Source organism: Austwickia sp., from assembly GCA_016699675.1.
Lineage (GTDB): Bacteria > Actinomycetota > Actinomycetes > Actinomycetales > Dermatophilaceae > Austwickia.
In genome coordinates, this window is the sequence record CP064985.1 from 1,276,590 (window position 1) to 1,299,098 (window position 22,509).

The window sequence follows — 22,509 nt, forward strand, 5'->3', positions numbered from 1 at the left end:
AGCGTACAGATGCTTGGTGCATACACATAATTTGGATCCCGGCTGGGCGACGCCAACAGATGCATCTCGACCGCAGGGTTCAGGGAGCGGCGACGTCCGTCGCGGCCGAGCGGGCGGCCCCCTCGGCGTACGGTCCGCTGGAGTCGCCGACGAGCCGGCCGCGACTCCGGTCGACCAGGTGCAGGGCTAGGAAGACTGCGACCCCCAGCAGGGACGCCGGGATGATGGGATCGATGCTCTTGATCACGGGCACCGCAGGATCGGCGAGCTTCCACCAGATGCCGACGACGGTGCCCACGATGATCGACACGAGGCCGGCCAGGCGGCTGGTCCGGCGCCACATCAGGCCGAAGATGAACGCGGCGAACGGCCCCGCCGAGCGCACCGTGAACGCGAACACCAGCAGCGGGATGATCTGGCCGCTGGCCAGCGCGATCACGATGGCGATGGCCCCGACCAGCAGGACCAGTACGCGGGACAGGGTCAACTCGGCGGTGTCGGACAGCGTGGACTTGGCGATCCGAGGGTGCAGGTCCTTGACGTAGATGGTCGCGGCCCCGAGGAGGTCCCCGGAGGCGCTCGACAGGGTCGCGGAGATGACCGCGCTCAGCAGCAGCCCCGCCAGCACGGGGTTGAGCAGCTCCACGGCGACGGTCGCCAGCGCGTTGTTCTCCGGGATGCCCGGGAACTGCGCGCGGGCGACCAGGCCGAGCAGGGCCGGAATGAACGCGTACGCCGCCATAAGCAGGCCGCACAGCAGCGACCCCAGCACCGCGACCCGCGGCGTCTTGGCCGAGTAGTACCGCTGCACGGCCTCCTGGCCGGTCGAGAACGTCATGAAGTACAGGACGATGAGGCTGATGATCGTGGGCCAGCCGATCTTGGTGAAGCCCAGCTGGCCGGGTGGCAACCGGTCGACGACCGAGCCCCACCCGCCGGCCGCGCTGATGGCGAAGGGAGCCGCGATCGCGAACCCGAAGACGATGAGGAAGAACTGGACGAAGTCGGTCAGCGTGACCGACCACATCCCGCCGAGCCACGTGTAGAACACCACCGCCAGCCCGGACACGATGATCGCGGTGCGCATCTCCACCCCGCCCAGCGTCGAGACGATGGTGGCCGTGGCGGTGATCTGCACGGCCGCGAGCGCGACGAGGGCGACGGCTCCCAGGACCGCGGTGATGACCTGGCTCGGCACGCCGTACCGGCGTCCGATCACCTCGGGCACGGTTGTCGCCATCGAGCGCCGCAGGGCCGGGGCCACGAACGAGACCAGCAGGATGCCGATGCCTGCGCACACGACGTACCAGCCCGCGGACAGCCCCCAACTGCCGTACGCCTTCGAGGCCACCCCGACCGAGCTGCCCCCGCCGATCTCGGTGGCCGCCAGGGTCCCGGCCGTCATGAGCACCCCGAGCCGGCGCCCGGCCAGGTGATAGTCCTCCGTGTTGGAGATCCTGCTGCGCGCATAGAGACCGATGCCGACCATGGCGGCCAGGTACACGGCCATGATCACGACGATGACGTTCACGACGTCGCTCCTCAGACGAAGGGGTCCACGGGACCCGGCCCATCCTGGCGAGCCGGCCGCCCGACCGCATCACGACGCGCGAGAAGGGTTGCCCCAACGGTCGCAGCGGTCGATGGGAAGGCAGCCCCACGGCGCCGGCGGACGGCGCCCCTGACCCGGAGGACTGCTGTGGCTCTCACCAGCGCCGACCTGCGCGCCCTGCCCAAGGTGTCGCTGCACGACCACCTCGACGGGGCGTTGCGGCCGGCCACGATCGTGGACCTCGCCGACCAGGTCGGCTGGGCGCTGCCCACGAACGACCCCGCGGCGCTGGGCGAGTGGTTCTTCGCCGCGGCCAGCTCGGGATCGCTGCCCCGCTACCTGGAGACGTTCGCCCACACGGTCGCGGTCCTGCAGCGGCCGGAGGCGCTGGCCCGCGTGGCCCGCGAGTACGTCCTGGATCTCGCCGCGGACGGCGTCGTGTACGGCGAGGCCCGCTGGGCCCCCGAGCAGCACGTGGCCGGCGGGATGAGCATGGCGCAGGCCGTCGAGGCCGTGGCGGACGGGCTGACCGCCGGCATGCGCGAGGCGGCGTCGGGGGGCACCCCGGTGGTCGTCCGCCAGATCCTGTGCGGCATGCGGCACACCGCGCCGACGACGCGGATCGCCGAGCTGGTGCTGCGGTACGCCGACGCGGGCGTCGCCGGGTTCGACCTCGCGGGCGCCGAGGCCGGCTTCCCGGCGGTGAGCCACGCGGCGGCCTTCGACCTGGTCCGCTCGGGCGGCGGCCGCACCACCGCGCACGCCGGCGAGGCCGACGGCCCGGAATCGATCCGACAGGCCCTGCTGGACTGCCGGGCCGAGCGGCTAGGCCACGGCGTACGGCTCGTCGAGGACCTCGCCGAGCTGTCCTGGGACGACGGGGGGCAACGGCGTACGGCGTCGCGGCTGGGCGACCTGGCGACCTACGTGCGCGACCACCGGATTCCGCTGGAGGTCTGTCCCACCTCCAACGTCCAGACCGGGGTGTGCGACTCGATCGCGACGCACCCCTTCGGCCGGCTGGCCGCCCTGGGCTTCGTCGTCACCGTCAACTGCGACAACCGGCTACAGAGCCGGACCACCCTGACCGAGGAGATGGCGCACCTCAGCGCGGCGTTCGGCTACGGGCTCGGCGACCTGGAGCGGTTCACCGTCGACGCGGCCCGCGCCGCGTTCTGGAACGCGCCGGCCCAGGAGCGGCTGATCGCCGAGGTGATCCGACCGGCGTACGCCGCCGCCCGGGCCGCCAGCGCGGCCTAAGTCCCGGGCCGCGAGCGCGGCCTGATCAGCCCAGCGGCGCCGCGCGACACGCCGCTACCTCCCCGGCGCATCCTCCGCGGGGATCGATCCCAGCTTGCCGGCCTGGAAGTCCTCGAAGGCACGCGCCAGCTCGGCGCGGGTGTTCATGACGAACGGGCCGTACGCCGCGACCGGCTCGCGGATCGGCGCGCCGCCGAGGATCAGCAGCTCCAGCTCGGGGCTGCGGCTCTCCTGGGTGGCGTCGGCCCGCGCGACGATGGTGTCGCCGGCGCCGAGGACGGCCAGCTGGCCGGTGCGGACCGGGCGGTCGTCGGCGCCCACCGTCCCGCGCCCCGCGAGCACGTAGACCAGCGCGTTGAACGTGGGGCGCCAGGGCAGGTCGAGTCGGGTCCCCGCCGGCAGCGAGGCGTGGGCCAGCGCGATGGGGGTGTGCGTGACGCCCGGCCCGGCGTACCCGCCCAGCTCCCCCGCGATGACGCGCACCAGCGCGGCGCCGTCGGACGAGCTGACCAGCGCGACCTGGCCGCCGCGGATGTCCTGGTAGCGCGGCGGGCTCATCTTCAGCGCCGCCGGGAGGTTCACCCACAGCTGGACCCCGTGGAACAGCCCGCCGCTGGTCACCAGCGATTCGGGCGGCGTCTCGATGTGCAGCAGCCCCGATCCGGCGGTCATCCACTGGGTGTCGCCGTCGGTGATCACCCCGCCGCCGCCGTGCGAGTCCCGGTGCACGAAGGTGCCGTCGATGATGTAGGTGACCGTCTCGAACCCGCGGTGCGGATGCCAGGGGGTGCCCTTGGGCTCGCCGGGGGCGTACTCGACCTCGCCCATCTGGTCCATGTGGATGAACGGGTCGAGGTCCGCGAGGTCGACGCCCGCGAACGCGCGGCGGACCGGGAAGCCCTCGCCCTCCAGCCCGCTCGGGGCGGTCGTGACGGACCGGACTGGGCGCGGGCGGGCGTCGGGGCCGGGCGCGCTCAGGCGGGGCAGGACGGTCAGGTCGGGGACGGTCACGGCTGGCATGGCGCTCACCTCACGGGTCGACGACGGTTTCGCTCCGACGGGGCCGGCACGAGCGTGTTCGTACGACGCCGCGGGGGCCTCGGGGGTTGCCGGCCCGCGGCGTCGTACGGTGGCATCAACTCAATTGATTCTTGAACTATTCCCGAGGCGGCTCCGAGCGGCGGCGGCGCGGTCTCCCCGCACGATCCAGGGGCCGACACTGCGCACCCCAGGCGGACGTCAGGGTGGTCCAGGGGGCGGCCAGGGTGGTCCCGGATGCCCCTCGTACGACGTACCGCGCCAGGCTTCTGACATGCCCACTCGGCCACCCACGACGTACCCGCCGATCCTCGACGACGACCGGAGCCGGCGCTTCGCGGCGCGGTACGACGACTCCTATGCGGGCGCCGAGCGGTCCTTCCTCGGCGACCTGCGGCGGTCGCTGATCGCGCAGCTGAGCGGGCACGTGTTGGAGATCGGGGCCGGGACGGGGGCGAATGTGCCGTGGTACGCGCGGAACCCGCGCCTGACCGCGGTGGACCTCGTGGAGCCGCTGGGCAGCATGCGCGCCCTGCTCAGCCACCGGGTGGCCATGACGTCGCCGGCGCCGGGCCAGCGGCTGCGCGTGGCGGAGGGGCGCGGCGAGGCGCTGCCGCACGCGGACGCCTCGGTGGACGCGGTGGTCGCCACGATGGTGCTCTGCTCGGTGGCGGACGTGGCGGCGACGCTGCGGGAGATACGCCGAGTGCTGCGGCCCGACGGCGTCTTCGCCTTCGTCGAGCACACCCGGAGCGCAGGACCGCGCCGCTTGCTCCAGCACGCCCTCACCCCGATGGCCGTCCGCCACGCCGCGGGCTGCCACTACGACCGGGACACGCTGGAGGCCCTGGCCGCGGCCGGCTTCGCGCGCATCGACCGAGTGCCGGTCGAGGCGCCCTGGAGCCACCGGCTCCTGCCGGAGTGGCCTATCGTCGCCGGTCAGGCCACGGTGTCCTGAGGATCCGCGGCCGACAGACGCGCCAGGTCGCGCCGACCGGTGACATACAGGGCGACGCCGATCACGAGGAGCGCGAGCATCGACGGGGCCGTGGTGATCGCCGCGGCGGGCTGGCCGCTCGCGAGGGCGGCGATCAGGCTCGCGACCGCCATCGGGGCCACGCTGAGCAGGAAGATCAGGCCCACGCGGCGGGTGTCGGCGGCCTTCTGGAGCGGCGTCTTGGCGGGGCGGGGGGCGCGGCTGCGGCGGGCGTGCGACATGGCGGGCTCCTTCTGAGTTGGCCGAGCCGAAGTGGTCCGACCCGGGGGTGCGGCTTCGGTGTTCGTTGTCGTTGACTCGACGCTACGGGCGGACCCGTGGCCTGCGGATCGCCCGTACGACGGAGTCGGCCCCCTCGGCGGGCGGGTTCGCCGAAGCGGCCGGGCGGCGTGGCTCCTCCCCCGCTGGGGGGAGGAGGTACGCAGGGTGAGCCAATACCAGGCTCGCCCGCCGGTGGACGACATCCGCAACCATGGTGATGGATTACGTCAACTACGACGCAACCACGGTGACCAACCCCGCAACCACGGTGATGGGTTACGTCAACTACGACGCAACCATGGTCACGGCTGGCCGAGGTCGCCGGCGAGCGCGGGGTGCCCATGGCGCAGGTGGCGATGGCCTGGGTACGCCGCCAGGTCGCCGTCACCTCGCCGATCGTCGGGGCGACCAAGCTGGGTCACCTCACCGACGCCGTGGCCGCGTGCGCGGTGCAGCTGACCGACGAGGAGGTACGGCGGCTGGAGGCGGCCTACACGCCGCGCCGGCCCGAGGGCTTCTGAACTGCCCGAGGCGGGGTTTACCCGGTGGGGCGCGGCTCTGAGCTGGTGGGGCGCCGGTTACGGTCCTCGGTGGGGTTCGGGGCGTTCCGCCACCCCCGGCATACGATCGGCGCGTGCCACCGTGTGACGTGACCACGTACGACCCCAGCGCGCTCTTCGACGCCGTCGACCTGACCGGCGTCATCGCCAACGCCCTGCTCGGCGGCGCGGTCGCCCGCGCCCGGCGCTTCGACATCGTCGGGTTCGTCATCCTCGGCATCTGCTCCGGCCTGGGCGGCGGCGTCCTGCGGGACCTGCTGCTCGACATGGGTTTTCCGGTCGCGCTCACCCACCCGGCGTACCTGCCCGCCGCCGTCGCCGCCTCCACCGCCGCCTACCTGCTGGACGTGGGCGGCCGGTGGTCCGGGCGCCTGCTCGCGATCGCCGACGTCCTGGCCCTGGGTTGCTGGGCGGCGACGGGGACGCTGAAGTCGTACGCCGTCGGCCTCGGCTGGTTGCCCTGCCTGCTCATCGGCGTGCTCACGGCGGTCGGCGGCGGCATCGTCCGGGACGTGCTGGTGGCGCGGGTGCCGGCGGTGTTCGGCGGGAATCCGTTGTACGCCACGGTGGCCCTGGTCGGCAGCGCCGAGATGCTGGTCTGCGCGCACCTGGGGCAGCCGGTGCTCGGCATGGCTCTGTCGATCGGCACGTGCGGGCTGCTCGGCGTGGTGGCGCGGTGGCGGAAGTGGACTCTGCCGGGGGCAGTCCAGTGGCGGCTGCCGCCGTCGGTCGCGTCGAACGCGCTGCGGTACGCCGTGCCGCGGCGCCGCGTCACCTCGCAGGCACCCGGCCGCTCTCGCGGTGCGCCGACCCACGACGTACGGTCGAGCCCTACCGGGCCGGCGGAGAAGGAGACACCGTGAAGCTGCTGCTGTCGTCGCTGATCGAGGACGAGCCCCGGCTGCCCGAGGAGGTGGAGCTGGTGCGGTACCGCAACAACCGGCCCATCCCCGACGAGCACCTCGACGCCGAGATCCTCGTGGACTGGGGCAACGGCGCCGACATGCTGGCGCACGCGGCCAAGCGGCTGACCCGGTTGCGCTGGGTGCAGACGTTGTCGGCCGGGCCGGACCTCGTGGTGCGCGCGGGGTTCGCCCTGGACGTGCTGGTCACGGGCGGGGTGGGGCTGCACGACCAGCCCGTGAGCGAGCACGCCCTGGCACTGATCCTGGCCCTGGTACGCGAGCTGCCGCAGGCCGCCGCGGCGCAGGCACGGCACGAATGGTCCCGGGCCCTCGGCGGGCCGCGGCCGCTGCACCCGGAGGGCCGCATCACGACGCTGCTGGGCGCCCGGGTGGTGATCTGGGGGTTCGGGAGCATCGGCGTGACGCTGGCCGGACTGCTTGCGGCGCTGGGCGCCGAGGTCACCGGGGTGGCGCGGAGCGCGGGCGCGCGGGGCGGGTACCCGGTCGTGGCCGAGGACGCGCTGGACGACGCGCTGGCTGGCGCGGATCTGCTGGTCATGGTGCTGCCCAGCGCCCCCGAGACGGAGGGGGCGCTGTCCGCGGGGCGGCTGGCGCTGTTGCCGGCGCACGCGCTCGTGGTGAACGTGGGGCGCGGTTCGACGGTGGACGAGGTCGCGCTGGTCGGGGCGCTGGAGTCGGGCCGGCTGGCGGGGGCGGGACTCGACGTGACGGGCGTCGAGCCGCTACCGGCGGACAGCCCGTTGTGGGATGCGCCGAACGTGCTGATCACGCCGCACGCCGCCGGCGGAAGGCCGGTGGGGTCGGCGGCGCTGATCGAGGACAACGTACGGCGGCTGCTGGCCGGCGACCCCCTACGCAACGTGGTCTCCCACTAGCCGGACCGCTGGCGGCCCCTCAGGCTGGGCGACATCAGGCCAGGTGCCAGCAGGCCCGGTGACATCAGGCCAGGTGGGCTAAGCCCAGGTGGCATCAGACCAGGTGACTCAGACCAAGCGACATGAGGCTGCGTGACATAAGACCAAGTGCATAAGACGAAGTGACCGTTCGTGACCTGCCCAAAGGGTGCCATGGCACCAAGCGGGCAGGTCACGAACGGTCGGGTTGTGGATAACCTGGGCTGCGACCGGTCTCCCGGCCCGGCGAGACGTGGGCCCCGAGCCGGATATCTCCCTGGGACTCGCGGGATTGCCGGACCACGGGGACCCGGCCACCGGGCAGTCGATGCGCGGCGGCCTGCGCGTACCGGTCCGCCGCCGCCGAACAGTTCGTGCCTGAGCGCACTTCCAGGGTTCGCCCGTCCGTGAGCGGCCCGGCGGAGAACGGCGGGGCGTGATGGTCCGCCTTGACCTCCGCCACGAGAAATGTGGTCTCCCGCCGGAGCTCCTCCTCGGTGAACCAGCCGGAGAAGTCCAGGCCATGGGGGCCAGCCCGGCCAATCAGCTCCTCGCGCAGTGACCTGGGCACGGCGTCGGTCATGACGATATGACCCAGGCGCGCCGCGGAATCCCAGCGTGCGGCACAGAAGTACGCCGAGTGGCGGACGCGGATCTCGTCCACCAGCGACGTGAAGTCGTCCTGCGCCCGCTGCCGAGCTCGGGCCTCGTCCTCCGATACCCCCCATTGAGCGGCCCACATGCGGGTTTGGAGCGCCGCCACCTCTTCCGCGGTCGACTCGCGAAACTCGTTGACGCCCTGTGGGGGCGGGGTCCAGTCGGTGGCCATGGCCATGCCTCCAGGATGTCGTGCGTCCCGTCCTCAGTCACGGACGGAAACCGCCAGGACGCCGGCGCCCCGTCCCACCACGCGCGCCTCGCTATTCGTGGGCACCTCAGCACTCCGATCGGTGTCCCGACGTCCCAGGGGCACCCACCACGCTCCGACCGGAGCGCTGCAAGGCCCCGAACCGGCACGCTCGCCCGGTTACCCCCGAGTGGACCGTCGCGCAGCAACCACCAAGGCCCCGACACCCCACTGGCGCCCTCTTTCCCCTACTGCCGCCCGGCCTCAAGCGGGGCGCCAGTTGGGGTAAGAGGGCGCCAGTGCGGGAAAGAGGGCGGCAGTCGGGGTTAGCGGGCGCCAGTCGAAGGCGGGGCCGGGACGCCGCTCGGATCGAGGCCGGTACCCCGAAGCCGGTACACGAGGCAAGCTCGGCACCGCGAGGCCGGTATCACGAGGCGGGCGCCCGAGGCCGGCACCCCGAGGCCGGCACCTGCGGCCGACGGCCCTGTCGTGGCACCGCCCGTGAGCTTGTCCGCTCCCTTACGTCGTCGGCGCCGCCGGCTGCGGGCGTGTGTCCGGCCAGGGATGATCGCCCGGTACGTCGAGCGCGGCGGGACCCCCACCAGCCGACGTACCAGCGGGGCCCGCGCCACCAGCCGACGTACGGTCCGATGCCGTTGCATTAGCCGACGTAGCATCCGAGGACGACGCCCCACCCGACGTACCGTCCGATGCCGACCCAACACCCGACGTACCGTCGGAGCCCGCGGCGTCTACCGCGCCCGACTCGGCGGCCCGGGCCTGCTCCAGCTTGGTCCCCTCCACGTCGAGGTCGGGCAGGATCCGATCGAGCCAGGCGGGAAGGTACCAGGCCCGCTCCCCCAGGATGTGCATGATCGCGGGCATCGCCGTCATGCGCACCACGAACGCGTCGATCAGCACGCCCACGGCGAGCGCGAACCCGATCGGCCGCACCATCGTCAGCTCGGCGCGCGCGAAGGAGCCGAACACCGCGGTCATGATCAGCGCCGCCGCGGTGACCACCCGCGCGCCGTGGCTGAAGCCGGACCGGACGGCGGTCTTGGCCGTGTGCCCGTGGGCCCAGGCCTCCCGCATCCCGGACACCAGAAACATCTGGTAGTCCATCGCCAGCCCGAACAGGATCCCGATCACCAGCGTCGGCAGGAAGCTCAGCACGAGCCCGGTCTGCTCCACCCCGAACAGCGCGCCCGCCCATCCCCATTGGTACACGGCCACGACCGCGCCGAACGCCGCCGCCACCGAGAGCAGGAACCCGCCGGTGGCCAGCAGCGGCACGACGACCGAGCGGAAGACCAACAGCAACAGGACGAGCGAGATGCCCACGACGACAAGCAGGTACGCCGGGAGCGCGTCCCGCAGCGCCGCGGAGATGTCGATATTGGCGACGGTCTGACCGGAGTAGCCGATCGAGGCCACGCCGGTGGCGTCCTTGATCGCGGGCACCCGCTCGCGCAGGTCCCGCACGAGCGCGGTGGTCGCCTCGTCGGAGGGGCCGGTCGTGGGGGCCACCTGGAAGACCGTCGTCCGGCGGTCGTCGCTGTGCCCGACCGGTACGACGTACGCGACGCCGGGCACGGCCTTGAACTGCTCGCCCAACGCCAGGTCCAGGTCGGTCTGCTTGCCCTCGTCGAGGCCGGCCGCCTTGGCCTCGTCGACCTTGGCCACGGCCAGGATGGGGCCGTTGCGGCCGGGGCCGAAGTGCTGGTCGATGGCGGCGTAGGTGCGGTACGCCGTGGAGTCGTGCGGCTCGTACGACCCGTCCGGCAGTCCCAGCCGCAGCGACGCCGCCGGAATGGCCATGATCGCCAGCAGCACCGTGGCCAGGGCCATCGTGACCCAGTGGTGCCGGGTGACCAGGCCGCCCCAGCCGTGCCCGCGCCCCTCGTGGTGGGCCCCGCCGTGCAGGCTGGTGCCGCCGCTCCCACCGGCACCGCTACCGGCGCCGCTGCCGCCTCCCGCGCCGCCGCGGGCCCGGGTGGCCTCGGCAGCCCGCGCGTCCTCGGAGTCGGCCTCGGCCTCCTCGGCCGCCAGCTTCGCCGCCAGCGCCGTCCGAGCCTTCGGCGAGAGGACCCGCTCCCGCAGGAGGCCGAGCAGCGCCGGGGTCAGCGTCACGGCGATCAGCACCGCGACTGCCACGGTCGCCGCCGCGACGAAGCCCATGATCCCCAGGAACGGGATGCCGGTGATCTGCAGCGCGGACAGCGCGACGATCACGGTGAGCCCGGCGAACACGACGGCACTGCCGGCCGTACCGGTGGCGCGGCCGATCGACTCCACCAGAGGCACTCCGCGGGCGAGCTGCTCGCGATGCCGGTTCACCAGGAACAGCGAGTAGTCGATGCCGACGGCCAGCCCGAGCATGAGCGCGAGGGCGGGGGTCACGTCGGTCATCTCGATGAAGTGGGTCATCGCGACCGCGCCCAGCAGCCCGACCGCCACCCCGATCAACGCGGTCAGCAGCGGCAGCCCGGCGGCGAGGAGCGAGCCGAGCATCCCGACCAGGACGATCCCGGCCACGACGACGCCGATGATCTCGCCGGGCCCGATGAACTTCAGCTCCTGCACGACCTCCTTGGAGTACTCCACCACCACGCCCGCGTCGGCCAGCGCCGCCCCCTTGACGGGGATCGCCTCCTTCGCGGCCTTCGGCACGGAGTAGCTGCCCTCCTTGAAGATGACCTGCGAGACGGCCACGTCACCCCGCGTCGTCACCGAGCGCAGCCCCTCCATCAGGGCGAGCCGCCGCTCGGCACGGGTCAGATCCTGCTGGCTGCCGGGCAGCTTGGCCTTCGCGTCGGCGAGCTGCTTCTCGCCGGCGGCGAGTTCGGCCTGGGCCTGGGCGAGCTTGGTACGCCCCGCGGCGAGCTTGGCCTTGCCGTCGGCCAGCTGAGCGGCGCTGGCGTCGAGCTGCGCCCGGCCGGCGTCGACCTTGGCCTTGGCCGCGGCCAGGTCGCGTTGGCCGCTCGCCACCTGCGTGCGGGCGGCGCTGACCTGCGCGCGGGCGGCGTCGAGCTGGGCCTTCGCGGCGGGGAGCTGCTGCTGGCCCGCCGTGACCTGGGCCTGCTTCTGCGCGAGGGTGGCCAGGGTGGTCTGCGCGGTCTGCAGCTGGGTGAGGTTCGCCTGCGCGGTCTGCAGCGCCGTGCGCGCCTCGATGGTCTCGGGGGCGTCCGGACCGTACGCCGTGAGGGCCTCGTCGTACGCCCCCTGCAGCGCCGGGACCTGCTGCTGCAGCGCGGCGACGGCGCCCGGGAGCGTGGCCCGCGTCAGTCCGGCGGCGGCCAGCCCCTGATCGACCTGTGCGTACCCCTGGGTGATCTGCGTCTGCCCGGCGGCGAGCTGGGCGACGCTGGCGTCGTACTGCTGCTGCCCCGACGCGAGCTTGGCCTCCCCCGCCGCGAGCTGGCGGCGACCGTCGGCGAGCTTGGCGGCCCCGGCGTCGTACTGCTGCTTGCCCGCCAGCCACTGGGCCTCGCCCGCGGCGAGCTGCTTCTCGCCGTCGGCGAGCTTGGCCGCGTTCGCGTCGAGCTCCTTCTGCCCGGCGGCCAGCTGCGCCTTGCCATCGGCGATCTTCTTCTCGTTGTCCGCGATCTGCCGCGTGCCGGTGCCCAGCTGGGCCTTGCCGTCGGCGACCTGCTTGCGGGCCTGGTCCATCTGCTGCTGGGTGGCGAACGGGTCAAGAGCGCTCTCGACGTCGGGGATGCTCTCCCAGTCCGTGGCGACGACGGCCACCGCCTTCTTCTGGGCGTCGCTGAACGGCGTACCGTCCTTGGTCTTGAAGACCACCGTCCCGATCCCGCCCGCGGCCTTCGGGACCGCCTGGGTGAGGTCGTCCAGGACCGTCTGGAACTCGGTGCCCGGGATCGTCATCTTCGACGTGAACGGCTTGCCGAAGCTCAGGGCGGCACCGGCGACCAGGCCCAGGAGCAGGATCCAGGCGAGCACGACGGCCCACGCGCGGCGCGCGGCGAACCGGCCCAGCCGGTAGAGATAGGTGGCCACGGCTCAAACCCTTCGGGTAGGGACTTCACGACGGGCCCGGGTGCGGGCCCCTCGCTGGGGTAGGGGTGTCGGAGTAGGGGTCGTCGGGGGTAGGGGTGTCGTGGGACGTCCGCGAGGTCGAGCGCTTAGGGGTATTCGACGGCCGGGCGTAGCACCTCGAACGCCGTACCGACCGTGTGGACGAAGTCGTCGCGCGCGCGGGCGTCGACGGGGCCGGCGTGCCGGTCCAGCCAGTCGCGCCGCGCGACGTCGAACGCGCCGATGCACGCGGCCGTCAGCACGGCGACGCGCAGCCGGCGCAGCTGCGGGGTGTCGGAGGGCAGGCGGTCCTTGACCCATTCGCCCGCGAGCTCGACCAGCGCGTCGGAGGTCGCCTCCAGCGCGTAGCGGTTGGCCGCCGGACAGCTGTCGACGACCCGCCAGGTCCGTACGGCGTCCGCCAGCGAGTCGGCGTCGAAGACCTCGGCGACGACGGCCTTGGCGCCGTCGATGAGCGGTTCGTCCACGGGCCGGGCCGCGAGGGCGCCCCGGAGGTGGTCGAAGACCTGCTGCGCTTGGAAGGCGTAGACGGCCTCGACGCTGGGGAAGTAGTTGAAGAACGTACGCCGGGAGATGCCGGCCTCGTCCGCGACCTTCTCGGCGGTGAGCGACTCCAGACCATCCCTCTGGAGCAACCGTACGGCGGCCTCGACCACCGCCTCGCGGGTGCGGACCTTGTTGGCCGCTCGGCGTCCGAGCCGTGCAGTGGTGCTCACGTACCCCAGAGTAATCGGAAATCTGCACTCAGCGCAAAGTTACTCTCAGTGCAGCTTGCCACCACCACGGCTCACGCCACCCTCCGTCACCATGGTTGCGGGGGCCATCACCATGGTTGCGAACGCATCACCATGGTTGCGAACGCATCACCATGGTTGCGAACGCATCACCATGGTGACGGAGTCGGGCGGCCAGCGCGGCGTCCCAGGAGGCCGTCCACGACCGCGAAGACGCCGGCCACCACGAGCGCGAACGCCATGATCGCCGCGATCGTGAGCGTCACCTCACCGTACCCGTGGGTGACGACGTCGACGAACCCATAGGGATACGCGCCGACCACGGCGCCGCGCACCAGCATGTACGCCACCCAGGCCAGCGGCAGTAGCAGCGCGGCAGGGACGTCCTTCAGGCGGAACCAGTGCCGCGGCCCGGCCACCAGCCAGGCGAGCAGCGCCGCGGGTACGGCGATGTGCTGCCACGGGTTGGTCAGCCGTGACCAGCCGGTGAGCTGCTCGGCCGGCGCCGGCAGCAGCGCGTAGACGATCGCGGTCACGGTGATCATCAGCAGCGCATCCAGCAGGATCACCCGCCGCCAACGCCGCTGCGGACCCGCCCCCCGGGCCAGGAGCGTGAAGGCCACCCCGACCACCGCGTTCGACCATTCCGTGAACTAGCTCAGCGTGTCGGCCACTCGGGACAGCGCGCCCGCGCCGCCGGACGGGTTGATCCCGTACACGTGCCCGGGCTTCGGGATGGCACCGCCGTCGGCGTACGAGCCCGTCGCCGACAGCAGCACGACCAGCGCCAATCCGACCCAGGCGAGCACGGCGACGCCCGCGTGCACCCGGCGGGCCCACCGCTCGCCGAGAAGCGTCACGCCGCGCCCCCCGGGATCACGCCGCGACCTCGGAACCGTACGCCGTGAGCGCCGCGGCCATCGCCCCGATCGCCTCCCGCAGCCCAAGCGGGTCGAACGCGTCGTCCAGGAGCCGACAGCGCGCGGCCACCGCGTGGAACCGGCGCAGCTCGTCGAAGCCCTCCGCGGTGTGCTCGTCGAGGGCGGTGAGCTGGGGCGCGGCCGCATCCGCGACGCCGTACGCCACGACCTCCGCCCGCCACCGCCGCGCCAGGCGCAGGATGCGGTCGCCCAGCCGTACGGCCTCCTGCACGGTCCCCGGGATCTCCCGGGTCGCCGCGCGCACCCGGCCGTGGGCCGCGGACAGCTCCTGGGCGCCCTCGGTGAGCGCACGGCAGAGCAACTCCATCGAGGCGAGGGCGTCACCCGCGGCGCCGACCTTCCCGCCGGGCTCCCCGTCCAGGAGCTCCACCGCGAAGGTGCCCACCATCAGGTTGTGCCGGCGCAGCAGCGCGATCCGCATGCGCAGCCAGCGGACCTCGTCCGCGAGAGCGGCCAGGTCCACGCCGAGCCCACGCAGCCCGTCGTCGGCGGCCTGGGCGTGGCCGCAGATCCGCGCGCCCACATCGAGGACGGCCGGGCCCGGCACGTCGCGCTCGCACCCGGCGGCCCGCGCCGCCTCCCACATCTGCACCGCCGCCGCCCGCGCCGCGTCCACGACCGCCTCGAGCCGCGAGCCCTCCGCCGTGGCATCTGCCACCGCGAGGAGCCGCGCGGCCACCGGGGCGGCGTCGGCGTACGACGACTCCAGCGCCGCGATCAGCCCCGAGTACTCGTCCAGCTGGGCCACGAGCCCCGCGGTCCGCGCCTGCACGTCATGCATCGCGGCGAGCAGATCGGCCATCGGCCCGACGGCGCCCTGCCGGCGCGGCAGGCCGCCGGCGACGCGTTCGTACGCCGCCAGCTCCGCGGGCAGCGTGACCAACGCCAGGTCGTCTGCATCCGCCATGCCCAGCGTTTCGAGCCCCCGCAGCAACAGGCCCAGCCCCAGCTCGGCGGCCTCGTCCCGGCTCGCGCCGTCCGCCCGCGCGGCCAGCTCGACGGGCCGGATCTGCGCGTACAGCCGCTCGGAGGCCTCGCGGAGCGACGGTACCAACGGTCGCATCCGCACCGAGAGCAGCCTGTCGCCGACGGGCAGGAGGGTCGCGAAGACGTGATAGGTGCCGCCGTCCGCGGCGAGGTTCGCGACGTAGGCGCAGGCCGGTTTGCCCGCCCGCAGCTGATCCCAGACCAGCTTGAAGGCCCCCGCGGGCATGTCGGGATGCCGAATGATGTTGTGGGGCGCGCCGATCAGCTCCCCGTGCGGATAGTGGCTGAGCCGGACGAACGTGGCGTTGGCCAGCTCGATGACGCCGCCGGCGTCGGTCACCGAGAAGAAGAACTCCCCGATCCGCACCTCGTGTTCGTGCCCCGCCGGGACGACCTCGTCACGCACCGTCTCGGCCCCCTTCGCCCACCCGTCGCTTCGCCCGCGATCACGACATCCAGCGATGCCGCGACTTGCGGCCTCGCGAGGGGCAAGACGCGCCGACCCCCAACGTCGGCGGACCCGCTCGCTCGACGGTAGTCAGGCGCCTGGACGACCGTCCAACCGAACGAAGGGTCGGATTTTCAAGCGAGGGCCTGCACGGTGTGAATGCTGTCGACCTCCTCCGGGGTCTTGTCGTCTCGATAACGCACGACGCGCGCGAACCGGAGCGCGACCCCACCCGGGTACCGGCGCGACGTCTGGACGCCGTCGAGCGCGATCTCGACCACCTGCTCGGGCCGCACCCGCACGACGTACCCGTCCGTGTCGTCGGGATCCACCGCCAGCTCGCGGAACCGCTCCGTCTGCCAGCGCAGCATCGCGTCGGTCATCCCCTTGAAGGTCTTGCCGACCATGACGAAGTCGCCCGTGGCGGGGTCCCGGGCGCCGAGGTGGATGTTGGACAGCCAGCCCTGCCGCCGGCCGCTGCCCTGCTCCACCGCGAGGACCACCAGGTCCAGGGTGCGCACGGGCTTCACCTTGACCCACCCCGAGCCGCGTCGACCCGCCGCGTACGGCGCAGCCGCGTCCTTGATCACCACCCCCTCGTGCCCCGCCGCGAGGACGTCGCCGAGGAAGGCCTCCGCGACCGCCGCGTCCCCCGCGCGGACCTGCGCGACCAGCGCCGCCGCCGGGACGACCTCGCGCAACAGGGCGTCCCGGACGGCCAACGGCTCGTCGACGAGGTCGCGGCCGTCGAGGTGGAGGACGTCGAAGAGGTACGCCGTGAGCGGCGTGGTCTCCGGCAGCGAGGCCACCGGCGCCGCGTCGGCCGAGTGGACGGGCGCGTCCGGCAGCTCCGACACGCCCGACGGGGCCGATCGAGCCGACGCTCCCGACCGGGCCGCCCGCGCCGAAACCGCCGAGCCGGCGGCCGGCAGGGTGGACGCCGTGCGCGCCCCGGTGACCTGGAACGGGTGCGGCCGGCCCGCCGCATCGAGCGCGATGACCTCGCCGTCGAACACCGCGGTGGCCACGGGCAGTGAGCGGGCCAGGGCCACCGTCTCCGGGAGGCGGTCCGTGATGTCGTCGAGGCTTCGGGTGAAGACGCGCACGTCGTCGGGCCGAACGTGCACCTGGATCCGGACGCCGTCGAGCTTGGCCTGGACGAACCGGTCGGCGAGGGACGCGTCCGGTCCGCCCGCCGCGACGGCGTACGCCGCAGCCACCGACTTCGCCGAACCGGCCAGCATCGGCCGCACGGCGCGGCCCACCTCCAGTCGCAGCGCGGTAACGGCCGCGGCTCCCCCCGTGGCGGCCGCCTCGGCGAGGGGACCGGGCCGGCCCGCGTACATCAGGCCCCGCCGCAGCACCGGCTCCGGCACGTCGTACGCCACCGCCATCGCCGCCAGCAGCGGCCCCTCCAGCGAGCCCTGCCGCAGATTGCCGGTGAGCAACGCCCCGAGATAGCCCTGCTCGTCGGCCGTGGCCTGGCCGTACAGAGCGGTCGCCAGCGCCGTGCGCCGCGCCGCCGAGCCGGGCCCCGAAGTCGCCGCGAGCCGACTGAACGTCGCGTCGACCTCGGCGACCCCGAGGTCGGCCTGCGCGCTCGGGGCGACCCTCGGCAGGCTGCGCCAGCCGAGGCCGATGCGGCCCTGCGGGAGGGTGCCCGAGAGGTACGCCGCGACGATCCCCACCTCGTCGGCCGGCGTGCGCCGCAGCAGCCCGGCGATCAGGTCGCGCTTGGCCGTGCGGGCGGGCGTCGCGGCGACGGCCGCGGACGTGGCGACGAGATCGGCGAGCAACAGCGGGGCAGGCATGCCGCACACAGTAGGACCCACCTCCGACACCCGGCGCGGGAAGGATCCGGCGCCCGCCCCGGCCCGCCGACGCGGTTAAATGGATCGCAATGGGAGACGAGGGAATCGGACTGGGGGTGGCCGCCCACGGGCGCGCCCTGGTGCTCGGGCGGCTGACCTCCTGGCGACGGCGCCTGGGCGGCCTGTCGCGGCTCGGACTCGCCCTGGCCGGGCTCTGGTTCGTGGCCGCCAACACCCCCTCGCTGCTGCCCCGGCCGTGGTGGCTGCAGGGGTTCATCGCGGCGATCTGCGCCGTGCTCGGCTACGCGACCGGCACCGTGCTCGGCGCCCTCCTGCACGCCGTCGAGCGCTGGCTCGGCCTGCAGGTCAGCATCAACAAGCACCGCGCCCGCCGCCTGCAGGAGCTCGGCCTCGGCCTGGTGCTCCTCCTGGCCGCGGCGTTCCCGTTCCTCACGATCCGCTGGCAGCAGTTCGTCACGACGTACGTCGGGCAGGACCCACCCGGCTGGGAGTACCCCATCGGCAGCCTCCTCGTCGCCACCGTGACCTTCGTGGCGGCCATCTCGTTGTGGCGCCTCGTGGCCGACCTCCTCGACTGGTTCCTCGCGCGGGTGCGCTCGCGGGTGGTCCGGGAGACCGCCGCCCGGGTGGTCGCCAGCCTCCTGACCCTCGCCACCGTCGGGGCGGGCCTCACGCTGGTGGCCCGTCCGCTGGTGCTGGCCGGGGTGGAGGGCCAGGCGAACCGGGTCAATCGGACGGCCCCGCAGGGGCAGAGCGCGCCCACCTCACCGCTGCGCAGCGGCGGCCCCGGGTCGCCGTACCCCTGGGCGAGCCTCGGCCAGGACGGCGCGATCTTCGTCTCCAGCGGACCGGACGCGGCCCGGATCACCGGGGTCACCGGCCGCCGGGCGAAGGAACCGATCCGGGTCTTCGTGGGCCAGCAGGACACCCTCGAGCGGACCCGCGACGGCGTCCTCGCCGAGCTCGACCGGACCGGCGCCTGGCAGCGACGCGCGATCGTGCTCGGGACGGCCACCAGCACCGGCTACCTCAACACGTGGGGGGCGAGCTCGCTGGAGTACCTCCTCGACGGCGACACCGCGTTCGCCTCGATGGCCTACTCCGACCTGCCCTCCGCGTTCGGCCTGCTCACCGCCTCCGACGACCCGCGACGGGCGGCGCGGGAGCTGCTCGACGCGGTCCGGGCCCGGCTCACGGCGCTGCCCGCGCAGGCCCGCCCCAAGCTCTACGTGACCGGGGAATCGCTGGGGGCGTACGGCGGGGACGCCGCCTTCACCTCCCTGGATCAGATGCTCGCGCAGGTCGACGGCGCGCTCTGGTCCGGGACGCCGGCGTTCGCCCCCAATCGGGCCGCCCTGACCGCCGGCCGCTACCCGGGGTCCACCACCGTGGTGCCGGTCGTGGACGACGGCAAGCACGTGCGGTTCGCCGGCCGGGCCGCGCAGCTGAGCGCCGACGAGTACGGCCGGACCCTGGGCCCCTGGGACTTCCCCCGGGTCGTCTACCTGCAGCACGCCTCCGACCCCGTGGCCTGGTGGTCCCCCTCGCTGATGTGGAGCACCCCGACGTGGCTCAACGAGACCCGCCGGGACACCCCGATGGCGCAGATGAGCTGGACCACCCAGGTGACGTTCTGGCAGGTCACGGCCGACATGCTGGTGTCGAACAATGTGCCGGGCGGCTACGGACACCGGTACTACGGCGGGGAGATGGTGCCCGCCTGGGCGGCGGTGCTCGGGATCGCGGACCGTACGCCGGAGCAGCTGGACCGCATCGCCGACGCGGTGGGCCGCACCTGACCCAGGCCTACGGCCAGGTGTCGAGTTCCGCGCGCACGAGGTCGGTCACGACGGGGTCGGACACCAGCATCGGGTGGCTCACCTTCCGCCCGGGCTCCAGGTCCTGGACCCACACGACCCGCAGCCGGGGGTCGATGTCGCCGGCGAGGTAGGCGGGCCGCACGAGCCGGTCGTCGCGCGAGGCCACCAGGAGGTAGCGGGGCCCGCTCGGCAGGGCGGTCAGGTCCGGCAGCCGGCCGCTGCCGGCGACCATTCCGCGCGCTGACGGCCCCAGCGCCCAGTCGAGCGCGTGCCGCAGGCCCGCCGAGTGCGCGACGCGGCTGGACCGACCCAGCGGGGTGACGCCCCATAACGGCGAGCCGAGCAGGACGACGTGCGCCACCCGGTCCGGCAGCGCGGCGGCGCAGGCCAACGCGTGCAGCCCGCCCTGGGAGTGGCCGACGAGATCGACGTACGGCGTGTGCGGCCGGGCCAGGATCGCGGCCGCCGCCGCGACCACCTCGCGGGTGGACTCCGCCAGCGGCGCCAGGCCGCCCTGACCGAACCGGCCACGCAGGCCGTGCCGGTGCCAGCCGTAGTCGAGCGTCGTCGCGTCCCGGCCGTCGCGGCGCAGCGCGTCGACGAGGGGGCGCAGCGTCGCCGACGTGTCGTTCGTCCCGTGCAGCAGGACGGCGGGCGGCCGGCCCCGGTCGGCGTACGGCGTCGCGGCACTCACCCGCCCACTCTTCCAGGGCCACCCGGCGGGCGACGCGCGCAGCGCGGGAGGATCGCCCGCCGCCGGTGCGGCACAATCGAGGTCGGAGTCAACCGGTCCAGCGCAGGGCCCGTTCGACGCGGGGCCGCGGACCGGCCCCGCCGAACTTCGAGGCGACAGGCGAGGCGGCAAGCCATGACGGCAGAACGGTCCACCGACGCGGAGGCTTCGGCCCCCGACCCGGCAGTGTCGACGGAGCATCGCCCCGTCCCGACCGACGAGCGGATCGTTGGCGCCGAACCCCCGGACGGTGCCGACGCTCCCGACGTACCCCGCTCCACCCTGCCGCGCCTCTTCGCGATCGGCGTCGGCGGCGCGGGCCTGGCCTACTGCGTGATGTTCCTGCAGGGCCTCGGCAGCGTGGTCGCGCCGGTGTTCCTCGCGCTCAACCTGATGGTCACGGCGCACCCGTTGCACAGCACCCTCGCCCGGCGTGGGGTCAACCGCAGCGTCGCCGCGATCGCGACGGGGCTGCTGGTCCTGACCGTGCTCGCGGCGTTCTTCACGGCCATCGGATGGGCCATCACGCAGCTGGTCACGACGTTGCCGGAGTACAACACGCAGTTCCAGGGCCTGCTCACCTCCATCACGGATCAGCTCGCCAAGATCGGCGTCACGCCGGACTCGCTGCTCAAGCAGATCCAACAGATCAGCCCGTCGAGCGCGCTCGGGGTCATCACGCCGGTGTTCGCCAACCTTTCGACGGGGGCGGCGCTGCTGACCGTCATGGTCGGCGTCGTGTTCTTCCTGACGATGGACTCGGTCTCGATCGACTATCGCCTCGACCTGGCCCAGCGCTACCACCCGCGAATCATCGGCGGGCTGCGCTCGTTCTCCCAGGGGGTTCGCCGGTACTGGATCGTCTCCTCGGTCTTCGGCCTCATCTCGGCGGTGCTCGATGTCATCGCGCTCATGATCATCGGGGTGCCGCTGGCGCTCGTGTGGGGCGTCCTCGCGTTCCTGTGCAACTACATCCCGAACGTGGGCTTCTTCATCGGTCTGGTGCCGCCCGCGCTGCTGGCCCTGCTGGCGCTGGGACCGGGCCCGGCGCTCATCGTCGTGGCCGTCTACCTAGGCCTGAACTTCGTGGTCCAGTCGCTGATCATGCCGCGGTTCACCGGTCAGGCCGTCGGCATCACCGCGACGCTCACGTTCGTGTCGCTGCTGTTCTGGGCCTGGGTGCTCGGGGTGCTCGGGGCGCTGCTGGCCGTGCCGGCGACGCTCTTCTTCAAGGCGGTCCTCATCGACGCCGACCCGAACGCGCGGTGGGCCAACGCGCTGATCGCCGCGGACCCGCTGACCTACGAGGGCGCGGCCGACGCGAAGCCATGACGGCCTCGCCCGGGCTGCGCAAGGGCGAGCTGGACTACCGGCGGGCCGTGGTGGGCCTGGTCGCCGCGGGGCTGGCGACGTTCGACGCGATGTACTGCACGCAGGCCGTGATGCCCGCGCTGGGCGCCGACCTGCACGCCACGCCCGCCGAGGCCGCCCTGACGGTGAGCGCCGCGACGGGCCTGCTCGCGGTGACGATCCTGCCGGCGTCCGTGCTGTCGGAACGGTTCGGGCGCACCCGGGTGATCGTCGGTTCGGCGCTGGCGGCCGGCGTCTTGGGCTTGCTCCTCCCGCTGGCGCCCTCCCTGACCTGGCTCGTGGCGGGGCGCGGGCTGCAGGGGCTGCTGCTCGCGGGCGTGCCCGCCACGGCGATGGCGTGGCTCGCGGAGGAGGTGGACCCCCGCGATCTGGCGCCGGCGATGGGGCAGTACGTCGCGGGGACCACGGTCGGGGGTCTGCTCGGGCGGCTCATCCCGGCCGGCGTGCTGGAGTTCTCGAGCTGGCGCTGGGCCGTCGGGGCGGCGATGGCGTTCGCGGTGGCCAGCGCGACCCTGACGGCCCTCGTGCTGCCCCGCCAGCGTCGGTTCGTGCCCAAGCGGCTGACCATCGCCACCGAGACGACGGCGGTGCTGCGGCACTGGCGCAATCCCCGGCTGGCCGGCCTGTTCGTGCTGCCGTTCCTGCTGATGGGGGCCTTCGTGTCCCTCTACAACTACCTCGGCTACCGGCTCATCCACACGTTCGGCCTCGGGGAGGCGGCGGCGGGGTCGGTGTTCCTGCTGTACCTGTGCGGCACGTTCGCCTCGGCGTACGCCGGGCGGTTGGCCGCTCACGTCGGCCGAGGGCGGGTGCTTCTCGGCGGGGCGGGCCTGGCCGCGCTGGCGCTGCCGCTGGTCGCCGTACCCGCCCTGCCGGTCCTCCTCGGGGCGACGGCCCTGTTCACGACCGGCTTCTTCGCCGCCCACGCGGTCGCCTCCGGCTGGGTCGGCGCGACCGCCACGCGGGACCGCGGCGAGGCGAGTGGGATGTACCTGTCCTGTTACTACCTCGGCTCGTCCCTACTGGGGTACGCGTCGGGGCACGTGTTTCACGCGCTGGGTTGGCCGGCGCTCGTCGCGTGGCTGACCGGGCTGGTCGCAGCGGGCGTCCTCGTGGCCGCGTTCGTGGCGCGGACGCCATCACCACGCGACCCGTCCGGCCCCCGATTCCCGCAACCACGGTAATCGGTGATGTCCACCCGAGCCCGCCCGTGGTAGCGCGGCAGTGCGGGTGTGGTGTGGCAGTGAGGG

The 22,509-nt window shown here is 73.4% G+C and carries 16 protein-coding genes and 1 pseudogene; 8 read left to right on the plus strand and 9 right to left on the minus strand.

Features of this window, described 5'->3' with window-relative positions; genetic code table 11:
• Nucleotides 1-79 precede the first annotated feature (79 nt).
• Complete coding sequence (locus IPK37_05935; GenBank protein ID QQS02702.1) at nucleotides 80-1,510, minus strand: sodium:solute symporter family protein; 1,431 nt, start codon at nucleotides 1,508-1,510, stop codon at nucleotides 80-82.
• Nucleotides 1,511-1,699: 189 nt separating this feature from the next.
• Here IPK37_05935 and IPK37_05940 point away from each other — a divergent pair, with 189 nt between their 5' ends.
• Nucleotides 1,700-2,812, plus strand: coding sequence for an adenosine deaminase (locus IPK37_05940; protein ID QQS01927.1), 1,113 nt, complete (start codon nucleotides 1,700-1,702; stop codon nucleotides 2,810-2,812).
• 54 nt (nucleotides 2,813-2,866) lie between these two features.
• Here the strand turns inward: IPK37_05940 and IPK37_05945 are convergent, their stop codons facing one another.
• Nucleotides 2,867-3,832, minus strand: a complete 966-nt coding sequence (locus tag IPK37_05945) for a pirin family protein (protein ID QQS01928.1) — start codon at nucleotides 3,830-3,832, stop codon at nucleotides 2,867-2,869.
• A 292-nt stretch (nucleotides 3,833-4,124) separates the two neighbouring features.
• Between IPK37_05945 and IPK37_05950 the strand changes: the two genes are divergently transcribed.
• Nucleotides 4,125-4,808 carry a methyltransferase domain-containing protein gene (locus IPK37_05950; GenBank protein QQS01929.1) on the plus strand — a complete coding sequence of 228 codons (684 nt, stop codon included), beginning with the start codon at nucleotides 4,125-4,127 and terminating at the stop codon, nucleotides 4,806-4,808.
• On the opposite strand, the gene IPK37_05955 is transcribed toward IPK37_05950, so the two are convergent.
• Nucleotides 4,790-5,068 (minus strand): hypothetical protein, encoded by a 279-nt coding sequence (locus IPK37_05955; GenBank protein ID QQS01930.1) that lies wholly within the window; start codon nucleotides 5,066-5,068, stop codon nucleotides 4,790-4,792. The genes IPK37_05950 and IPK37_05955 overlap by 19 nt on opposite strands.
• Nucleotides 5,069-5,449: 381 nt before the next feature.
• On the opposite strand from IPK37_05955, the gene IPK37_05960 reads away from it, so the two are divergent.
• The 3 genes from IPK37_05960 (at nucleotide 5,450) to IPK37_05970 (ending at nucleotide 7,469) form a co-directional block, all read left to right on the plus strand.
• The gene (locus IPK37_05960) at nucleotides 5,450-5,629 is read left to right on the plus strand and encodes an aldo/keto reductase (protein ID QQS02703.1); all 180 of its coding nucleotides are present in this window, start codon (nucleotides 5,450-5,452) and stop codon (nucleotides 5,627-5,629) included.
• 128 nt (nucleotides 5,630-5,757) lie between these two features.
• Nucleotides 5,758-6,531 carry a TRIC cation channel family protein gene (locus IPK37_05965; protein ID QQS02704.1) on the plus strand — a complete coding sequence of 258 codons (774 nt, stop codon included), beginning with the start codon at nucleotides 5,758-5,760 and terminating at the stop codon, nucleotides 6,529-6,531.
• Nucleotides 6,528-7,469 (plus strand): phosphoglycerate dehydrogenase, encoded by a 942-nt coding sequence (locus tag IPK37_05970; GenBank protein ID QQS01931.1) that lies wholly within the window; start codon nucleotides 6,528-6,530, stop codon nucleotides 7,467-7,469. The genes IPK37_05965 and IPK37_05970 overlap by 4 nt, the downstream gene beginning before the upstream one ends.
• Before the next feature lie 211 nt (nucleotides 7,470-7,680).
• Here IPK37_05970 and IPK37_05975 read toward each other — a convergent pair whose 3' ends face one another.
• The 5 genes and pseudogenes from IPK37_05975 to IPK37_05995 form a co-directional block, all read right to left on the minus strand.
• Nucleotides 7,681-8,322, minus strand: a complete 642-nt coding sequence (locus IPK37_05975) for a hypothetical protein (protein ID QQS01932.1) — start codon at nucleotides 8,320-8,322, stop codon at nucleotides 7,681-7,683.
• Nucleotides 8,323-8,853: 531 nt separating this feature from the next.
• The gene (locus IPK37_05980; GenBank protein ID QQS01933.1) at nucleotides 8,854-12,354 is read right to left on the minus strand and encodes an MMPL family transporter; all 3,501 of its coding nucleotides are present in this window, start codon (nucleotides 12,352-12,354) and stop codon (nucleotides 8,854-8,856) included.
• Nucleotides 12,355-12,479: 125 nt separating this feature from the next.
• The gene (locus tag IPK37_05985; GenBank protein ID QQS02705.1) at nucleotides 12,480-13,124 is read right to left on the minus strand and encodes a TetR family transcriptional regulator; all 645 of its coding nucleotides are present in this window, start codon (nucleotides 13,122-13,124) and stop codon (nucleotides 12,480-12,482) included.
• 152 nt (nucleotides 13,125-13,276) lie between these two features.
• Nucleotides 13,277-14,194: pseudogene (locus tag IPK37_05990) on the minus strand (Pr6Pr family membrane protein).
• A gap of 1,443 nt (nucleotides 14,195-15,637) precedes the next feature.
• Nucleotides 15,638-17,302: an ATP-dependent DNA ligase gene (locus tag IPK37_05995; protein ID QQS02706.1), complete on the minus strand. Its 1,665-nt coding sequence runs from the start codon at nucleotides 17,300-17,302 to the stop codon at nucleotides 15,638-15,640.
• Between the two features lie 152 nt (nucleotides 17,303-17,454).
• Between IPK37_05995 and IPK37_06000 the strand changes: the two genes are divergently transcribed.
• Entirely contained in the window at nucleotides 17,455-19,134 is a 1,680-nt protein-coding gene (locus IPK37_06000) for an alpha/beta-hydrolase family protein (protein QQS02707.1), read from the plus strand.
• A 7-nt stretch (nucleotides 19,135-19,141) separates the two neighbouring features.
• On the opposite strand, the gene IPK37_06005 is transcribed toward IPK37_06000, so the two are convergent.
• Nucleotides 19,142-19,849 (minus strand): alpha/beta fold hydrolase, encoded by a 708-nt coding sequence (locus tag IPK37_06005; GenBank protein ID QQS01934.1) that lies wholly within the window; start codon nucleotides 19,847-19,849, stop codon nucleotides 19,142-19,144.
• Between the two features lie 174 nt (nucleotides 19,850-20,023).
• On the opposite strand from IPK37_06005, the gene IPK37_06010 reads away from it, so the two are divergent.
• Together IPK37_06010 and IPK37_06015 are read left to right on the plus strand one after the other, a co-directional pair.
• Nucleotides 20,024-21,220 (plus strand): AI-2E family transporter, encoded by a 1,197-nt coding sequence (locus tag IPK37_06010; protein ID QQS01935.1) that lies wholly within the window; start codon nucleotides 20,024-20,026, stop codon nucleotides 21,218-21,220.
• The gene (locus IPK37_06015) at nucleotides 21,217-22,443 is read left to right on the plus strand and encodes an MFS transporter (protein ID QQS01936.1); all 1,227 of its coding nucleotides are present in this window, start codon (nucleotides 21,217-21,219) and stop codon (nucleotides 22,441-22,443) included. Before IPK37_06010 ends, IPK37_06015 begins: the two co-directional genes overlap by 4 nt.
• The last annotated feature ends 66 nt before the right edge of the window (nucleotides 22,444-22,509 follow it).